Origin of the sequence: Pengzhenrongella phosphoraccumulans, from assembly GCF_045689905.1 — a bacterium.
Classification (GTDB): domain Bacteria; phylum Actinomycetota; class Actinomycetes; order Actinomycetales; family Cellulomonadaceae; genus Pengzhenrongella; species Pengzhenrongella phosphoraccumulans.
In genome coordinates this window covers 1,675,955-1,692,643 of sequence record NZ_CP144210.1, presented here as the reverse complement: position 1 = coordinate 1,692,643, position 16,689 = coordinate 1,675,955, and the positions used below count along the sequence as shown (strand labels likewise).

The 16,689-nt window shown below is 72.2% G+C and carries 14 protein-coding genes; 2 read left to right on the top strand and 12 right to left on the bottom strand.

Features of this window, described 5'->3' with window-relative positions; genetic code table 11:
* Nucleotides 1-11: 11 nt before the first annotated feature.
* From VTA80_RS07870 to VTA80_RS07855, 4 genes are all read right to left on the bottom strand, one after another.
* Entirely contained in the window at nt 12-650 is a 639-nt protein-coding gene (locus VTA80_RS07870; protein WP_407344837.1) for a pentapeptide repeat-containing protein, read from the bottom strand.
* Nucleotides 651-763: 113 nt separating this feature from the next.
* Nucleotides 764-1,906, bottom strand: coding sequence for a MaoC/PaaZ C-terminal domain-containing protein (locus VTA80_RS07865; protein WP_407344836.1), 1,143 nt, complete (start codon nt 1,904-1,906; stop codon nt 764-766).
* Complete coding sequence (locus VTA80_RS07860; protein WP_407344835.1) at nt 1,903-3,252, bottom strand: 3-oxoacyl-ACP reductase; 1,350 nt, start codon at nt 3,250-3,252, stop codon at nt 1,903-1,905. The genes VTA80_RS07865 and VTA80_RS07860 overlap by 4 nt, the downstream gene beginning before the upstream one ends.
* Entirely contained in the window at nt 3,249-4,607 is a 1,359-nt protein-coding gene (locus VTA80_RS07855) for an acetyl-CoA C-acetyltransferase (protein WP_407344834.1), read from the bottom strand. The genes VTA80_RS07860 and VTA80_RS07855 overlap by 4 nt, the downstream gene beginning before the upstream one ends.
* A 202-nt stretch (nt 4,608-4,809) precedes the next feature.
* Between VTA80_RS07855 and VTA80_RS07850 the strand changes: the two genes are divergently transcribed.
* A complete protein-coding gene (locus VTA80_RS07850; protein WP_407344833.1) occupies nt 4,810-5,592 on the top strand; it encodes a TetR/AcrR family transcriptional regulator in 783 nt (260 codons plus the stop codon).
* Nucleotides 5,592-7,673 carry an acyl-CoA dehydrogenase gene (locus VTA80_RS07845; RefSeq protein WP_407344832.1) on the top strand — a complete coding sequence of 694 codons (2,082 nt, stop codon included), beginning with the start codon at nt 5,592-5,594 and terminating at the stop codon, nt 7,671-7,673. Before VTA80_RS07850 ends, VTA80_RS07845 begins: the two co-directional genes overlap by 1 nt.
* 43 nt (nt 7,674-7,716) lie before the next feature.
* Here the strand turns inward: VTA80_RS07845 and VTA80_RS07840 are convergent, their stop codons facing one another.
* From VTA80_RS07840 to VTA80_RS07805, 8 genes are all read right to left on the bottom strand, one after another.
* Nucleotides 7,717-7,890 (bottom strand): hypothetical protein, encoded by a 174-nt coding sequence (locus tag VTA80_RS07840; protein WP_407344831.1) that lies wholly within the window; start codon nt 7,888-7,890, stop codon nt 7,717-7,719.
* Between the two features lie 68 nt (nt 7,891-7,958).
* Nucleotides 7,959-8,732: a dihydrofolate reductase family protein gene (locus VTA80_RS07835; RefSeq protein WP_407344830.1), complete on the bottom strand. Its 774-nt coding sequence runs from the start codon at nt 8,730-8,732 to the stop codon at nt 7,959-7,961.
* 161 nt (nt 8,733-8,893) lie between these two features.
* Nucleotides 8,894-10,699 carry an alpha-amylase family glycosyl hydrolase gene (locus VTA80_RS07830; RefSeq protein ID WP_407344829.1) on the bottom strand — a complete coding sequence of 602 codons (1,806 nt, stop codon included), beginning with the start codon at nt 10,697-10,699 and terminating at the stop codon, nt 8,894-8,896.
* Between the two features lie 32 nt (nt 10,700-10,731).
* Nucleotides 10,732-12,315, bottom strand: a complete 1,584-nt coding sequence (locus VTA80_RS07825; RefSeq protein ID WP_407344828.1) for a glucoamylase family protein — start codon at nt 12,313-12,315, stop codon at nt 10,732-10,734.
* 83 nt (nt 12,316-12,398) lie between these two features.
* Nucleotides 12,399-13,295, bottom strand: a complete 897-nt coding sequence (locus tag VTA80_RS07820; protein ID WP_407344827.1) for a carbohydrate ABC transporter permease — start codon at nt 13,293-13,295, stop codon at nt 12,399-12,401.
* Nucleotides 13,292-14,341 carry a carbohydrate ABC transporter permease gene (locus VTA80_RS07815; protein ID WP_407344826.1) on the bottom strand — a complete coding sequence of 350 codons (1,050 nt, stop codon included), beginning with the start codon at nt 14,339-14,341 and terminating at the stop codon, nt 13,292-13,294. The genes VTA80_RS07820 and VTA80_RS07815 overlap by 4 nt, the downstream gene beginning before the upstream one ends.
* 38 nt (nt 14,342-14,379) lie before the next feature.
* A complete protein-coding gene (locus tag VTA80_RS07810; protein ID WP_407344825.1) occupies nt 14,380-15,639 on the bottom strand; it encodes a sugar ABC transporter substrate-binding protein in 1,260 nt (419 codons plus the stop codon).
* Nucleotides 15,636-16,631: a LacI family DNA-binding transcriptional regulator gene (locus VTA80_RS07805; protein ID WP_407344824.1), complete on the bottom strand. Its 996-nt coding sequence runs from the start codon at nt 16,629-16,631 to the stop codon at nt 15,636-15,638. The genes VTA80_RS07810 and VTA80_RS07805 overlap by 4 nt, the downstream gene beginning before the upstream one ends.
* Nucleotides 16,632-16,689: the final 58 nt, after the last annotated feature.

Genomic DNA, 16,689 nt, shown 5'->3' with positions numbered 1-16,689 from the left:
GAGGGCTGGGTTCAGTCCTGGACCGTGAGGCCCAGGTGGGCGGCGAGGTGCGGGGCGAGGTCGGTGAGCTGGTCCGTCGAGATGGTGGCGCCGCGGAGGTGGGCCAGGCCGCGGAGCGCGCTGTAGTCCGCGCCGCGCAGGTCGACGCGGTCGAGCGTCGCGCGGGTCACGTCGAGCTGGCCGACGCGGCACCCCGTGAAGGTCACGCGCATCAGGCGGGCGCCGATCAGGTCGAGCTCGCCGATCACGCAGTCCTCGAACACCACGTCGGTGAGCGCGCCGTCGCGCAGGTTCACGTAGTCGAGCTTGCCGCCCGTGATCCGTACGCGGGTGAGGTGCGTGCCGTAGGCCGTCACGGCGCCCAGCCGGCAGTCCGTGACGGCGACGTCGCGCCACGCCGAGTCGATGGCGTCCAGCGTGTGCGCGCGGAGCTCGGTCAGCACGCAGTCGGCGAGCTGCGCGCGGGTGAGCGCGACGTCATCGAGCACGCAGCCCGCGAGCCGGCAGCCGAGGAAGCGGGAGTTCTCCGCGTTCTGACCGCTGAGGTCGAGGTTGAGCAGCTCGACGCTGTCATAGTCGCCGTCGGCCTCGAGCTCCCCCGAGAACGAGGTGAGCTCCGGGAGTTCCACATGTCCGATGCGCCGTTTCACGCCCCACCCTCCCACGCCCCCAGGCCCCGCGAACTCGGAGGTTCGGCTCGAGCTAGGACACCCGGGTGTCCTAGCTCGCCGGAAACCTCCGAGTTCGCGGGGCACGGCGGGGTTTAGAGGGGGGTTACCTTTCCCGTGAGGTGGAGTTTCGACGAACCGGCGTTCCAAGCCGCGTACGAGTAGCCGGGGGCGCCCTTGTCGGCGGCCGCTATGCGGACCGTGACCGTTCCGGGCAGGAGCACCGGGCTGGCGAACTCCACCGTCCAGGTGAACGCCTCCGTCCGCGCCGGGCCGACGCCGGCCAGCGCGCGCGACGCGGTGTACATCCCGTGCGCGATGGCGCGGGGGAACCCGAGCGCCTTCGCGGTCAGGGCTGAGAGGTGGATCGGGTTCCGGTCGCCGGACACCGTGGCGTACCGTCGCCCGACGTCCCCGGCCAACCGCCATTGCGCGGTCGGAACCGGCGGAGTCCACGGGTCCGACCCGCGGCGGCCCGCGGTGCGTCCGCCCTCGGATCCTGCGTCGCCGGCGGGGGAGCTCTGGTCCTCGCCCACCGTCTGCCCATCGCCCAGCTCGTCCGGGCGGAGATGGGTGCCCTTCGCCAAGTAGGTCGACGTGCCGCGCCAGGCGAGCTCGCCGCCGCGTGACCCGCCGGGCACGCGAACCTCGGTGACCAGCTCGACCTGGGTCCCGGCGCGGTGGGCGCGCAGGTCACGCGCGTACGCCCGCACGTCGAGCTCCTCCCCGAGCGAGATCGGGCCGAACTGCTCGACGCGGTTCTCCAGGTGCACCATGCCGGCGAGTGGCAGCGGGAAGTCCCCGCGCACCATCAACGCCGTCGCGACGGGGAACGCCAGCACGTGCACGAACCCGGCCGGCAGCACGTCGGACGCGCTCTCGCCGAGCAGGTGTTGGTACGCGGTGAGGTGGCCCGGGTCCGCGCGCACGCCGTGCGCGACGTAGACGACGTCGGGCAGGGCGTCGACCGCCCGGCCGAGGCGGGTCGCGACCGCGATCCGGGCCGAGCCGGCGACGCCGCGCGCGTAGAGCCCGCCGAGCCCGGGGACGGTGGCGAGCGTGACCTCGACCCGCCCGGACTCCGGCCCGACGTCGGGCGTCCCGGTCAGGGTCGCCCCTGCGCGGGACGAACCAGCGCGGGACGAACCTGCGCGGGACGAACCAGCGCGGGACGCCCCGCCCGGGCCACGCTCCGTCTTCGGCAGCGCGACCCCCGCCCGTGTCTCGGGCGCCCTCATGCGCCGACCAGGTTCTGCCCGCACACCCGCAGCACGCGCCCGACGACGCCCCCCGCGGCCGGTGAGGCGAAGAACGCCACCGCCTCGGCGACGTCGATCGGCTGCCCGCCCTGCTGGAGCGAGTTCGCCCGCCGGGCGATCTCCCGGGATGCGAACGGGATCTTCGCGGTCATGTCGGTCTCGATGAACCCGGGTGCGACGGCGTTCGCCGTCCCGCCGAAGGCCGTGAGCAGCGGCGCGGTGGCGCGCACCATGCCGATGACGCCGCCCTTGGACGCGCCGTAGTTCGTCTGCCCCCGGTTGCCCGCGATCCCGCTGGTCGAGGCGAGCGAGACGATCCGCGGCGCGCGCGTGAACTCCCCCGAGACGAGCAGCTGCTCGTTCATCCGCAGCTGGGAGGCCACGTTGACCGCGAGCACGGCGTCCCACTTCTCGGGCGTCATGTTCACGAGCAGCTTGTCGCGCAGGATCCCGGCGTTGTGCACGACGATGTCGAGCGCGCCGTACCGCTTCAGCGCCAGCGCGAGGATCCGCTCGCCGGCGTCGGGCGCCGTGATGTCGAGCTGGACGGCTGTGCCGTGGATCCGGTTGGCGACCCGGGCGAGCGCCTCGCCGGCTGCGGGCACGTCGACGACGATCACCGTCGCGCCGTCCCGCGCGATCGTCTCGGCGATCGCCGCGCCGATCCCGCGCGCCGCCCCGGTGACGACGGCGACCCGGCCGGCCAGCGGGCGGTCCCAGTCCGCGGGCACCGTGCCGGCGGAGGTGTCGACGGTCAGCAGCTGCCCGTCGACGTAGGCGGACCGGGCCGATAGGAAGAACCGCAGCGCGCCGACCGCGGACGGCGCATCGATGCCGACCCCGCCCGCGAGCTGTACTCCGTTGCCGGTCGCCCCGCCGCGCAGCTCCTTGGCGAGCGAGCGCAGCAGCCCGTCCACCCCCTGCCGGGCGGCCGCGACGGCCGGGGCGTCGTCGGCCGTCGCCACGCGGGAGAGCGTGACGACGCGGGCGCCGCGGGCGAGCGAGCGCAGGACGGCCCCCGCCTCGAGCACCGGCGCGGACAGCTCGTCCGGGTGAGCGATCTCCGTGAGCACCAGCACGACGGCGCCGAACCGGTCGCCCGGCAACGCGTGCCGGCGCACGTCGAGGTCCCAGCCGACCAGGCTCTGCGCGACGGCGTCCGCCTCCTTGGCGCTGCTCTCGGCCGCGAGCACGAGCACGGGTCCGCTCACGAGCGGCTGCCCGGGGCGGTACCGCGTCAGCGGCACGGGGCGGGGCAGACCGAGCTGCTTGGCGAGCTTCTTCGTGAACCCCGAGTTGACGAGGTTCAGATAGGTGTCGGTCACGCCGCCTCCAGGATGACTGTGACGCCCAGGCCGCCAGCGGCGCAGACGGAGATCAGGGCGCGGACCGGGCGGTCCGCGTCGGTCGTGCCGGCGAGGGACGCCTTGCGGTCGGCCACGAGCTTCGCCGCGGTCGCGACGAGGCGCCCGCCGGTCGCGGCGAACGGGTGCCCGGCGGCGAGCGACGAGCCGGTCACGTTGAGCCGGTCGCGGTCGACGGAACCGAGCGCGCCGGTCAGCCCGAGCCGGGCCTTGCAGAACTCGTCGTCCTCCCATGCCGCGAGCGCGCACAGGACGGTCGAGGCGAACGCCTCGTGGATCTCGACGAAGTCGAAGTCGTCGAGCGTGAGGTTGTTGCGGGCGAGCAGTCGCGGCACCGCGAAGACCGGCGCCATGAGGAGCCCGTCCTTGCCGTGCGCGTAGTCCACCGCGGCCGCCTCGGCGTCGACGACGACGGCGAGCACCGGCAGGTCGTGCTCCGCGGCCCACTCGTCCGAGGCCAGCAGGACGGCGGACGCGCCGTCGGACAGTGGGGTGGAGTTCCCCGCGGTCATGGTGGCCGGCGTCTCGAGCTTCACGCCGAACGACGGCGCGAGCTTGCCGAGCTTCTCGAGCGAGCTGTCCGCGCGCAGGTTCTGGTCCCGCGTCAGGCCCCGGTACGGGGTCACGAGGTCGTCGAAGAACCCGGCCTCGTACGCGGCCGCGAGCCGGACGTGGCTGGCGAGCGCGAGCGTGTCCTGCGCCTCACGCGTGATGCCCCACTCGGCGGTCGTCAGGGCCTGGTGCTCGCCCATGGTGAGGCCGGTCCGCGGCTCGACTATCCGTGGCGGTGCGGGCGCGAGGTCCTTCGGGCGGATCGAGGCGACGGCCTTGAGCTTCTGGCCCGCCGTGCGCGCGCGGGACAGCTGCAGGAGCGCGCGGCGCAGCTTGTCGCTCACGGCGATCGGCGCGTCCGACGTCGTGTCGACCCCGGCCGCGATGGCCGAGTCGAGCTGGCCGAGGCGGATCTTGTTCGCCAGCCCGATGACGGTCTCGAGCCCGGTCGCGCACGCCTGCTGCACGTCGTAGGCCGGGGTCTCGGGCGACAGTGCCGAGCCGAGCACCGATTCGCGGGTCAGGTTGAAGTCCTGCGAGTGCTTGAGCACCGCGCCCGCCGCGACCGAGCCGATCCGTTCACCCTGCAGAGCGAACCGCGCCACGAGCCCGTCGAGGACCGCGGTGAGCATGTCCTGGTTGCTCGCGTTCGCATACGGCCCGCCTGCTCGGGCGAACGGGATCCGGTTCCCGCCGACGACGACGGCGCGTCGCACCGTCGGGGTCGTGCGGGTGTCGGGGGAGTTCGTGGGAGATGCCGCCATGGCAGTTCCTCTCGCGTAGTCGTTTCAGTGGTGTCGGTCGGTTGCGCAATCCAGCCGTGGTTCCTCGTGGAATGGGGACTCCCGGGACGCACCCCCGGGACCTCCGGCCCAGACCGGCCGAACCCCCTGTGATATGTGTCCGGAACCGACAGTACCTGATACTGTCCGTTTCGTGAGCCAAATCACAGGTCCTTCGTCGGGAATGGGCCCCCCGCTTCCCCTGCCGGGCGAGTCCGTCGACGGCCGGTCCACGCGGTGGGTCGATCACCGCGAGGCGCGCCGGGCCGAGCTCGTGCGCATCGCCCGCAAGGTCGTGCACCAACGCGGCCCGGACGTGTCGATGGACGAGATCGCGGCGGCCGCCAACACGTCGAAGTCGATCGTCTACCGCTACTTCAGCGACAAGCTCGGGCTGCAGATCGCCGTCGCCGAGTCCGTCGTGCTCCAGATCCAGGGGGCGCTCGAGGGCGCGCTGCGGGCCTCGGCCACCCCTCGGGACGGGCTGCGGGCGATGGTCGGGGTCTACCTCGAGATGATCGAAAGCTCGCCGAACGTCTACTTCTTCGTCACCCGGGAGGGATCGCTCGAGTCGGGGTCGCCGCTCGGGCGCTTCCTCGACGCGGTGACCGACCTCGTGGCCGCCCCGTTCGCGCACGCGCTGACCGACGCCGGCTCGCCTGCCGGTCCCGCGAGCCAGGTCATGGCCGAGACATGGGCCTCCGGCGCGGTCGGGTTCGTCCGCGGCGCGGGCGAGCGCTGGCTGCGCCACGGCGCAGAGCCCGACGCGCTGACCCGCACGGAGCTCACCGCCCAGGTCGCCGCGTGGCTCTGGGCCGGTCCCGTCGGGTTCCTCGCGCGGGGCCGCGCCCTCACCCTGCACGACGACGTTCCCGAACTCACCTCAGTCGCTGTCGCACCACCCAGTACTGCCACATCCAGCACCACCACCCCCAGTCCCTCGACCTCACCCGCACAGGAGACCTGATGAGCACCATGAACGAGCACCCCGCCACCCTTCCGGCCACGGGTCCGGCCGCCGCCATCGACGTCGCGCGGCTGGAGAACCTCCTTCTTGGCAAGTACGCCGACGTGCGCCGCGAGGCGCGCGTGTTCGCCGGCGACCCGCGGTTCGCCCGCATCGAGGGCCTGTCCGTGGCGGAGCACCGGGCACGCGTTCTGACCCAGGTGCAGACGCTCGCCGTCGAGGGCGACGTGCTGCGTGCGTTCCCGGCCGAGTTCGGCGGCGCCGACGACCACGGCGGCAGCCTGGCGCGGTTCGAGGAGCTGGTCGCCGCCGACCCGTCCCTGCAGATCAAGGCAGGGGTCCAGTGGGGCCTGTTCGCCTCCGCGATCCTGCACCTGGGGACCGCGGAGCACCACCAGCGGTACCTGCCGGGCGCGATGTCGGTCGAGGTTCCCGGGGCGTTCGCCATGACCGAGATCGGCCACGGCTCCGACGTCGCCAGCATCGCCACGACCGCGCAGTACGACGTCGCGACGCAGGAGTTCGTGGTCCACACCCCGTTCCGCGCGGCCTGGAAGGACTACCTCGGCAACGCCGGCCTGCACGGCACGGCCTGCGTGCTGTTCGCCCAGCTCATCACGGGCGGGGTCAACCACGGCGTGCACGCGTTCTACGTGCCGCTGCGCGACCCCGCGACCATGGAGTTCCTGCCCGGGATCGGCGGCGAGGACGACGGGATCAAGGGCGGGCTGAACGGGATCGACAACGGCCGGCTGCACTTCGACCACGTGCGCGTGCCGCGGGCCAACCTGCTCAACCGCTACGGCGACGTCGCTCCCGACGGCACCTACAGCTCGCCGATCGCGAGCCCGGGCCGGCGGTTCTTCACGATGCTCGGCACGCTCGTGCAGGGCCGCGTCTCGCTCGACGGCGCCGCCGTCAACGTGAGCAAGCTCGCCCTGGTCATCGCGATCACCTACGGCAACCAGCGTCGTCAGTTCGCCGGTGGCTCGGACACCGAGGAGGTCGTGCTGCTCGACTACGCCGAGCACCAGCGCCGCCTGCTCCCGCTGCTCGCCGAGACCTACGCCGGGCACTTCGCGCACGACACGCTCCTCGACAAGTTCGACGCCGTCTTCTCCGGGGCCGCGGACAGCGAGGAGGACCGCGAGGACCTCGAGACACTCGCCGCGGCGCTCAAGCCGATGTCGACGTGGCACGCGCTCACCACCCTGCAGACCGCCCGCGAGGCCTGTGGCGGGGCGGGCTTCCTCGCCGAGAACCGCCTCGTGTCGCTGCGCGCCGACCTCGACGTGTTCGTCACGTTCGAGGGCGACAACACCGTGCTGCTCCAGCTCGTGGCCAAGCGGCTGCTCGCCGACTATGCGCGCGAGTTCGTCGGCGTCGACGCCGGCGGGGTGGCGCGCTACGTGGCGACCCGCGCCGCGGACGCCGCCCTGCACCGCACGCCGCTGCTGCGCGCGGTCCAGACCCTGGCCGACGGCGGCAACGTGCGCCGGTCGGCCGGTCAGTTGCGCGACGCCGAGACCCAGCGCGAGCTGCTGACCGACCGCGTCGAGGCGATGGTCGCGGAGGTGGCGGTGGCGCTGCGCCCGGCGACGAGGTCGTCGCGCGTCGAGGCGGCCGCGCTGTTCAACGCGCACCAGCACGAGCTCATCGAGGCCGCGCGAGCGCACGCCGAGCTGGTGCAGTGGCAGGCGTTCACCGCCGCGCTCGAGCGCATCGAGGACCCGGGCACGCGTCAGGTGCTCACCTGGGTGCGGGACCTGTTCGGGCTGAGCATCATCGAGCGGAACCTGGCCTGGTACCTGATCAACGGCCGGCTCTCCGCAGGGCGTGCCCGGACCGTGACGTCGTACATCTCCCGGCTGCTCACGCGGCTGCGGCCGCACGCGCAGGACCTCGTGGACGCGTTCGGCTACGGACCCGAGCACGTGCGGGCACCGATCGCGAGCGGGGCCGAGCGCGAGCGGCAGGATGAGGCACGGGCGTACTACCGGGCGCAGCGCGCCTCGGGGGACGCGCCCGTGGCGGAGAAGTCGGCGCTGCGCGAGAAGAAGAGCCGGCCCGCGGTGGCGTGAGCTGCGGGCTCTGAGCTCAAGGAGCTGAGCTCGGATCGCAGAGCTAGCGGACGTCCTCGGCCCCGGTCGCCAGTTCGGCGATCGGGGCTTGGGCGTCCCGGATCCCGTCGCGCACCGCGCGGCGGATCACCCAGTACACCGCCAGCACGACGATCGTGACCGAGACGGCCACGAGCAGCATCGGGAGAATCAGGCTCGCGATCGTCATCGGGTCCATGGGCCGATGCTAGGGCTGCACGGTGGACATAGCAGGACGAAACGGAATCTGCCGGCAGCGGCCCATCGTCAGGGCGTGGGCCCCTCGGGCCGGCGCACCGAGTAGCGCAGCCGGAGCCGGCCCCCGGCCTCCAGGTCCGCGCTCAGCAGATCGAGCCCGACCGGCGATTCGTCGGGGCCGAGCGGGGGTGCGTCGAACAGGGCCGGAGTTCCGCGGCCGCCGATCAGGGCCGGCAGCAGGTCGACGTCGACCTCGTCGACCAGCCCCGCGCGCAGCAGGGCCCCGCCGAGCCGGCCGCCGCCCGTGCACACGACCGTGCGGACGCCGAGCCGCTCGGCGAGCAGGTCCATCGCCGCCGGCAGGTCCACCGGCCCGGCGCCGACGACGAGGTAGGGGATCCCGCGTTCGCGCAGCAGTGCGAGGTGCTCCGCGGGGGCCGCAAGGCTGGTCAGGACGAGCGCATGCCAACCGGCCCACGCCGGGTCCGGCCACTCGGTGAAGGTCAGGTCGACCCGCCCGCGCCCGTCGACCACCGTGAACCAGCGCCGCCCCGTGGCCGTGGTCACCGCGTCCGGGAGGAAGTGCTCGCCCATCGCGGCCGCGCCGTCCCCGCTGCGGCTGCTGCCGGGGTACGGGGCGTCGTCGTCGGGCACGAAGGAGCCGCTGCCCTCGAGGAGGACCTCGGGGTCGTGCTGCGCGCGCGCCCACTCGTAGGGGTCGCCGATGTCGGCGGTCAGCGCCGTCCAACGGGCGTCGCCGGTCAGCAGGCTGACGCCGGGCGCGATGGTCAGGCGCCCGTCGACCGAGGCGAGGTTGTACGTGACGACGCGTGGTCGGACCATTTCAACACCGTGACACCACCCGCAAGGCGACGCCACCTCCGTCGACGGCGATCACGTCGACGGCGATCACGTCGATGCTGATCCCGTCCGCGCGGAGCAGGTGACGCCTGGAGCTGCCGGGGCGATCTGTTGCGTCCGGCAGGCGACTGACGCCCCTCGGGTCACATGCTCCGCGCGGACGGGACGCGGCTGGCCGCGTGGAGCCAGGCGGTCGTCGCCGGGGGCACCAGAACGGCATCCAACGACTCGGGCGACTCGGGCGACTCGGGCGACTCGGGTGAAGAGGGCGACCCGGCGGGCAGGGGGCCGGACGACGCCGCGACGTCCGCCCGGACCGCGCCCGGCAGCAGACGGGCCAGCGGCCAGGTGCGTTTGGACGCGTTGAGCACGACGACGGCATCCCCGCGGCGCACGACGAGTGTCCCGGGCGGGGACGGCAACCACTCAAGGGCGTCGGACGGCGGCCGGTCGGCGGCTGGCTGGGCGGCGGCGGGCTGGGCGGCGTCGGTCGGGGTCCAGAGCCCGCGGCGGACCGTGAGGGCGCGGTGCAGCACGGACCAGGGGGAGTCGGCGTCCGCCTCCTGGCGGGAGCGCGCTCGGGCGCCCCAACCGGTCGGGGTCGGCAGCCACGGGGTTCCGGTCGTGAAGCCGTAGCCGGGTGACTCGGCGGTCCACGGCAGTGGGATGCGCGCGCCGTCGCGGCTCGGCAGGCGGCCGCCGGTGCGCACCGCCTGCGGGTCCTGCCAGTCGGCGCGGGGCACGTCGACCTCGGGCAGGCCGAGCTCGTCGCCGGCGTACAGGTAGAACGCGCCCGGCATGGCGAGCAGGAACAGGTGCAGCGCGAGCGCCGCGCCGGGTCCGCGCCGGGTGGCAACACGTGCGGAGTCGTGGTTGCCCAGGACCCAGGCGGGCAGCGCCCCGACGGCGCCGTGGGCCGTCAGCTGCGCGGTGATCTCGCGCCGGATCGCTGCCGCGGACCAGGTCACGCCCAGCAGCGGGAACGCGAACGCCTGCCCGAGCTCGTCGGGGCGAGCGAAGGCCGCGGTCCGCTCGGGACGGCCCCACGCCTCGGCGACCGCGAACAGGTCGGGTCCGGCGGCGTCGAGCACCCGCCGCCAGGACCGGTAGATCTCGTGCACCTCGGACCGGTCCCAGTGCGGGTGCTCGAGCTCGGGGACGACGGCGTCCGGGTGCAGGGCGTCGGGGAGCTCGGCGTCGGGGAGCATCGCGGTCGGGGTCGACCGCGCCGGGAGGCGGCGCACCTCGCTGTAGGTCGGGTCCTTCGCGAGGCCGCCTGCGACGTCGACCCGGAAGCCGTCCACGCCGCGCGCGGCCCAGAACTCGAGCGTCGCGGCGAAGTCAGCGCGGACCGCGGCGTTCGTCCAGTTGAGGTCCGGCTGCTCGGGGGCGAACAGGTGGAGGTACCACTCGCCGTCGGGCAGGCGGGTCCAGGCGGGGCCGCCGAACATCGACTCCCACCCGGTGGGCGGCAGCGTGCCGGCCGGGCCGCGCCCGGGGCGCACGTGGAACCGCCGTCGGGCAGGCGAACCGGGCGGGGAGGCCACGGCCGCGCGGAACCAGGGGTGCTGGTCGGAGACGTGGTTGGGGACGAGGTCGACCACGACGCCGAGGCCGAGCTCGTGCGCGCGCGCGGCCAGCGCGTCGAACGCCGCGAGGTCGCCGAAGAGGGGGTCGACGCCGCGGTGGTCGGCGACGTCGTAGCCGTGGTCGGCCTGGGGCGACGGGTAGAACGGGGTGAGCCAGACGGCGTCGGCCCCGAGGCGGGCGACGGCGTCGAGGTGCGCGGTGACCCCCGCGAGGTCGCCGATCCCGTCGCCGTCCGAGTCCGCGAACGAGCGGACGTAGATCTGGTAGACGACGGCGCGGCGCCACCAGCCGGCGGGGCGCGCGGGCCGGGGAGCGGGGTCGAGCGCAGGCAGGCCCGCGGGGTGATCGCCATTGATCACCCCGCGGGCCCGCCCGCCGGAGATGGACTCGGTCAGGGGTTCACCGGCCGTCCATCGACGTAGCCGGAGCCGAACTCCTCCATCGCGATGAGGGGTCGGACCGTGGCCTCGACCGCGCCGGTGCTGAACGCGGTCTTGAGCATGTCTTTGCCGAGCACGTTGCCGAGCGCGCCCATGACGATGCCCTGGTCGAGCGACAAGTAGCGCTTGGCCTGCGTGTTGCTGCGGACCGCCACCGAGTCGTAGAAGCCGCCGGGTCCGTAGGCCCCGAGGACGGTCTTGATGTTCTTGAGGTTGTCCAGGGACTCCCTCGGCGCGTACGGCAGGGCGAGGAACGCGGCGTGCGGGGTCACGACGCCGTCCCCGAAGACCGGGGTCGGGTTGGTGGCCGGGCGGCAGCCGTCGTAGCCGTTGTCGACGTTGGTGCGCTCCTTGTCGGAGGCGTAGCCCTCGGGGTTCATCCCGATCTCGTCGACGCCGTACTCGCGGTAGTTGGCGAACGGGTCGCTCGCGGGCGAGAAGCCCCAGTAGCCGTAGTCGGCCTGGACCATGCCGTGCTCGATCTGCGCGCGGACCGCGAGCGGGTGGTTCAGGCCCCAGCTCTTCGGGCCCCACTTCGCCTCGGGGACGAACAGGTCGGGCATGAGCTCCTCGAACATGGTGCCGCCCCAGGTCGGGACGATGTTCATGCCGCGGTAGGTGAAAGCACCCTCGAAGACGTCGAGGCCCAGGTACTGCTGGGTGACGCCGACCGGGCGGGTCTCGAGCCAGGACCAGTCGCAGCTGGCCGGGAAGGTGCGGCTCGTGGCGAAGTACGCGTTGGCCGGGATCTGGCCGCGCGAGATGCCGATGTACGTCACGATGCGCGGCTCGGAGTTGAGGATGTCGTAGTGGTTGCAGGTGAACTGCACCGCTGTGCCGTCGGCGAGCGTGCCCGGGCAGGCGGTCTGGGCGGGCTTGTCGGCCCAGAATCCGCCGTAGACCATGCCGGGTCGCGTGCCGCCGAACTGGTTGAGGTCGTAGAACGCGCCGAAGTCCATGCCCGCCAGGATCGACTCCGCCTGCGCGGCCAGCGACGGCTCGGAGGCCTTGACGACCATGAGTGCCGCCGCGAACCAGCCGTTGTCGACGCTCGACAGGAACGGGTCGACCGGGTCACCGGTCGGGAAGGTGGTGAGCTTCGCGCCCGTCGCCTCGTCGTACCAGTTGTAGAACATGCCGCTCGGCTGGTGCCGCTCCATGCCGGCCAGGGTGCTGAGCGTCTGCTTGAGCCGCTTCTTGGCCTCGCGGGAGCTGATGAGGTCGAGCTCCTCGGCCACGACGGTGCTCCACATGTAAGCGCCGATGTTGGTGGGCGAGGTGTAGCCGGAGCGCGACGTCGGGTCGAGGTCGCCCTCGATGTTGTCGGCCGGGAGGCCCGTCTTCGGGTCGGTCATCGCGGCGAACGACTTCCAGGTGTCCCGGGCGTAGCGCGTGAGGTCCGCGCGGTCGGCGCGGGACAGGCTCGTGCCGGCCGGGCGCGGGTCCTCGTGCCGCGTGCTCGCGACGGCGGGCGCCGCGAAGGCGGTCAGCAGGCACGCGGCGCTGGTGGCTGCGAGCAGACTTCGGAATCTCATCGTTGAGTCCTTCGGTTGGGTCCAGCGGGCGTGACGGATCGCGTCACGTGGTGCGGGCTTGTGGGTCGTCGTGTGGCTGGCGATCACTTGATCCCGGAGGTGGCGATCCCCTGGATGATCTGCTTCTGGAGGAACAGGAAGACGATCAGGACGGGCGCGACGACGGCGACGGCGCCCGCGAGCATCAGGCCGTAGTGGTTCTCGTTCTGGCCCGTGCTGTACAGCGCGAGCGCGACCGGGAGCGTGTACTTGTCCTCGCTGCTCGCGACGACCAGGGGCCACAGGAAGTTGTTCCACGACCCGAGGAACGTGAGGATGCCGAGCGTCGCCAGGGCGGGCTTGCACAGCGGCATGATGATCTGCGCGAAGATGCGCAGCTCGCTCGCCCCGTCGATCCGGCCGGCGTCGATGAGCTCGTCGGGCAGTGCGCTGATGAACTGCCGCATGAGGAAGACCCCGAACGGGCCCGCCAGGAACGGCAGGATCAGGCCGGCGTAGGAGTTCACCAGGCCGAGTCGGCTGACCAGCACGAACAGCGGGACCAGCATGACGATGCCGGGGACCATCATCGTGCCGAGCACGAGCCGGAACAGCCAGTCGCGGCCCCAGAAGTCGATCTTGGCGAACGCGTAGCCGAGCATCGAGCAGAACACCAGGTTGCCGAGCGTGACGAGCACGGCCACGACGGCCGAGTTGGTGAAGAACTGGGGGAAGTTCAGCCGCGTGAACAGCTCGGAGAAGTTCTCGAGCGTGAAGGTCTGCGGCCACCAGGTCGGCGGGTTCGCCCGGATCTCCGCCTCGGGCTTGAACGCGCTCAGCACCATCCAGACGAACGGCGTGAGCATCACCACGAGGCCGATGCCGAGGCTCAGGTAGAGCCACCACTGCGGACGCGCCTCACCGATGGCGATGGAGCGGGTCTTGTTCTGCTTGACGGCGGTCGAGGTCGAGCCCGGCGCCTTGTGGGTCATGGTGCTCATCGGGTGCTCCCCTCGGGTGCGGTCGTGGGGCTCGCGGGGCTAGCGGCGGGGCTCGCCTTCCGGGCCTTCTTGCGCGGCCGGGGGTCGCGCTCGCTGAGCAGCCGGAACTGGAGCAGCGTGAGCAGCACGATCGCGAGGAAGAGCAGGTAGCTCATCGCGGACGCGATGCCGTAGTTGCCGAAGCCGAACTGCCGGTAGATGTACAGGGAGACCGACATCGTGCTGTTCAGCGGCCCACCGCCGTTGGTCATCACGAGCGGCTCCTCGAAGAGCTGCAGGTACCCGATGCCGGTGAGGACCGCGCCGAACAGCAGGGTCGGCCGCATGATCGGGACCGTGATGAGGCGCAGGCGCTGCATCGCGTTCGCGCCGTCGAGCGCGGCCGCCTCGTGCAGGGAAGCGGGCACACCTTGCAGGCCGGCGAGGAAGATGACGATGAGTGTGCCCATGCTGCGCCAGACCGCCATCATGATGATCGCGGGCATGGACCAGCGCGGGTCGCCGAGCCAGTTGGGTCCGTCGACCCCGAACCAGCTGAGCACCACGTTGATGACGCCGTTGTCCGGCTTGAGCAGGAAGCGCCACACGACCGCGACCGCGACGATCGAGGTCACGACGGGCATGAAGTACCCGACTCGGAAGAACCCGGACAGGCGCGTGATGCCCGTGTTCAGGGCGATCGCGACCATCAGCGAGATGAACATGACGAGCGGGACACCGACGACGACGAAATAGCCGGTGTTGCGCGCGGCCTGCCAGAACAGGGGGTCCTGCAGGACGGCCGAGAAGTTGTCGATCCCGACGAAGTTCACGTTGAACGGGTTGCGCAGATCGCGGCTCTTGATGTCGGTGACGCTCATCAGGAGCGACGAGATGACCGGCCACGCCGTGAAGACGAGGAACAGCAGCACGAACGGGGCGGCAAAGCCCCAAGCGGCGAGGCTGCGGCGGCGTCGCAGCGGCGTCGAACGTCGAAGTGCGGGACCCGCCCCCCGCGCCGGCTTGTGCGCCGGCGCGGGGGACTTCGCGAGGATCGTCGTGGCCATGAGCTACGCGACCTTCAATTCGTCTCGGGGATCCTGGATCACAGTCCGGTCCCGATGGCCTCCGCCTGCTTCTGGATAGAAGTGGCTGCTTCCTGCGGGTCGAGCCCGCTCCGGGTGACCTTCTCGAGCTCGGTGTCGATCACGGTCGCGATCTGCTCCCAGTTCGGGATCGACGGCGGCGCGACGGCGGTCTCGAGCTGCGTGCCGAAGACCTTGAGCTGCGGGTCGGTGGCGAGTGCGCCGGTCTCCCAGGCTGCGGGGACGGACGGCAGGTCCTTCACGGCGTCGTACCAGGCGGCCTGCGTGTCGGCCTGACCCAGCCACTCGATGAACTTCCAGGCGCCGTCACGGTTCTTGGCGTTCTTGAACACGGCGAGGTTGCTGCCACCGATGAAGGACGCGAGCTTCTCGCCCTTGGGCAGCGGGGAGAGCGTGAAGTCCTTGTACCCGGCGTCGTTGAGGATGCCGATGTGCCACGGGCCGGACACCATCGCGCCGAACTCGCCGGAGATGAGCGACGACTCGAGCGTGCCGACGGGGACGTCCACAGGGGCGACGCCGTCAGTGAAGAAGGACTGGTAGAACTTCAGCGCGTCGACGAACTCCGGGGTGTCGAGCGTGAGCTTGCCGTCGGTGCCGAGGATCTCGCCACCGGCCTGCCACACGAACGGCATGAACGTCTGCCAGGCGCCGGTCTGGCCGGCCTGCAGGGTGATGCCGTACTTCGCGCCGGCTGCCTGCATGGCGGCCGAGGACGTCTTCAGCTCGTCCCAGGTGGCCGGGGAGGGCGACACGCCGGCCTTCGCGGCGGCGGCGGTGTTGGTGTAGAGCACGCGGGTCTCGACGTACCACGGGATGCCGTAGGCGACGTCGTTGACGACGGTGGTGCCCCAGGCGCCCGGGAAGAACGAGTCGGGCGAGATCGAGTCCGGTGTCGGGTCGAGCGCGTCGGTGGAGGCGAACTCACCCATCCAGGTCGTGCCGACCATCGAGACGTCGGGGGTCTGGTTGGCCGCGATCGCGGTCGAGATCTTGTCGTGCGCGGAGTCCCAGGGGATCGCGGTGACGGTGACCTTGGCGTCGGGGTTCTCGGCGGTGAACGCCTTCGCGAACTCGCCGAGCTTCTCGCCCTCGGTACCCATCGCCCAGACGGTGATGTCGCCGGTGGCCTTTCCTTCAGCCACCGGGGCGGCTGAGGTGTCCTCGGCGGGTGCGGCGTCGCTGCGCCCGCATCCGCTCATGGCCAGCGTCGCGGTCACCGCGAGCGCGGCGACGCTGACGCGCAGAATCTTGCTCATCGTCTGTCTCCTTGGGGGTGTGCACCACAGCTCGACCGGACCACCAGTTCGGCGGGCAGGACCTCGTGCCGGGGTGTCGTGCGGGTTCGGCTGATGCGCTCGTCGAGCACCTCGGCCGCGTGAGCTCCGAGCAGCCGCATGGGCTGGCGGACGGTGGTGAGACCAGGCCGGGCATGGCGGGCCGCCATGATGTCGTCCCAGCCGGTGATCGCGACGTCGACGCCGACGACGAGGCCGAGCTCCTCCGCCGAGCTGATGGCGCCGAGCGCGATCTCGTCGTTCGCGCACACGAGCGCGTCCGGCCGGTCGGGACCGGTGAGCACGTCCCGGGCCACGCGCGTGCCCGACTCGACGTCGAGGTTGCACGGGGTCAGGTCGAGCCGGGTGTCGGACTTGGCAAGGCCCTGGAAGATCCCGGCCCAGCGTTCGGCGACGTCGTGCGACGCGTCGGGTGAGCCGAGGAAGCGGACGGACGCGAAGTGGTGCGTGCCGAGGTGCTCACCGAGCGCGCGGGCCGCGGTCAGGTTGTCGACCCGCAGGCTGTCGGCGTTGCCGACGGGCGGGCGGGCGAGCAGGACCACGGGCAGGCCCCCGGCCAGCAGCTCCTCGACGAGCGCGTCGGGCACGGTGCGCCCGAGGACGACGAGACCGTCGACCCGGCCGGCGAGCTCGCGGGCCGCGGCGCCGGCGTCGGGCCGGCCGTTCGTCGCCTGGATGAGGACGCTGCGACCCAGGCGCGAGGCGGCCTCCTCGTGCCCCATGACGACCTCGGCGTAGTACGGGCCGGACAGGTCGGGGAAGAGGATGCCGGCCGCGGCGTGCCGCTTCTCGGCGAGCGAGGTGCCGAGGTAGCTCGGGCGGAACCCGAGCTCGGCCACGACTCGCAGCACCTTCGCGCGGGTCGCGTCGGCGACCGGGGCGGAGCCGCGCAGGGCGCGGGAGACGGTGGCGATGCCGACGCCGGCGGCGCGGGCGACGTCGTAGATGGTCACGTTCGAGGGTGTGACAACCGCTTCGACCGGGGTCGACGACGACGTCGATCTCGGGTCA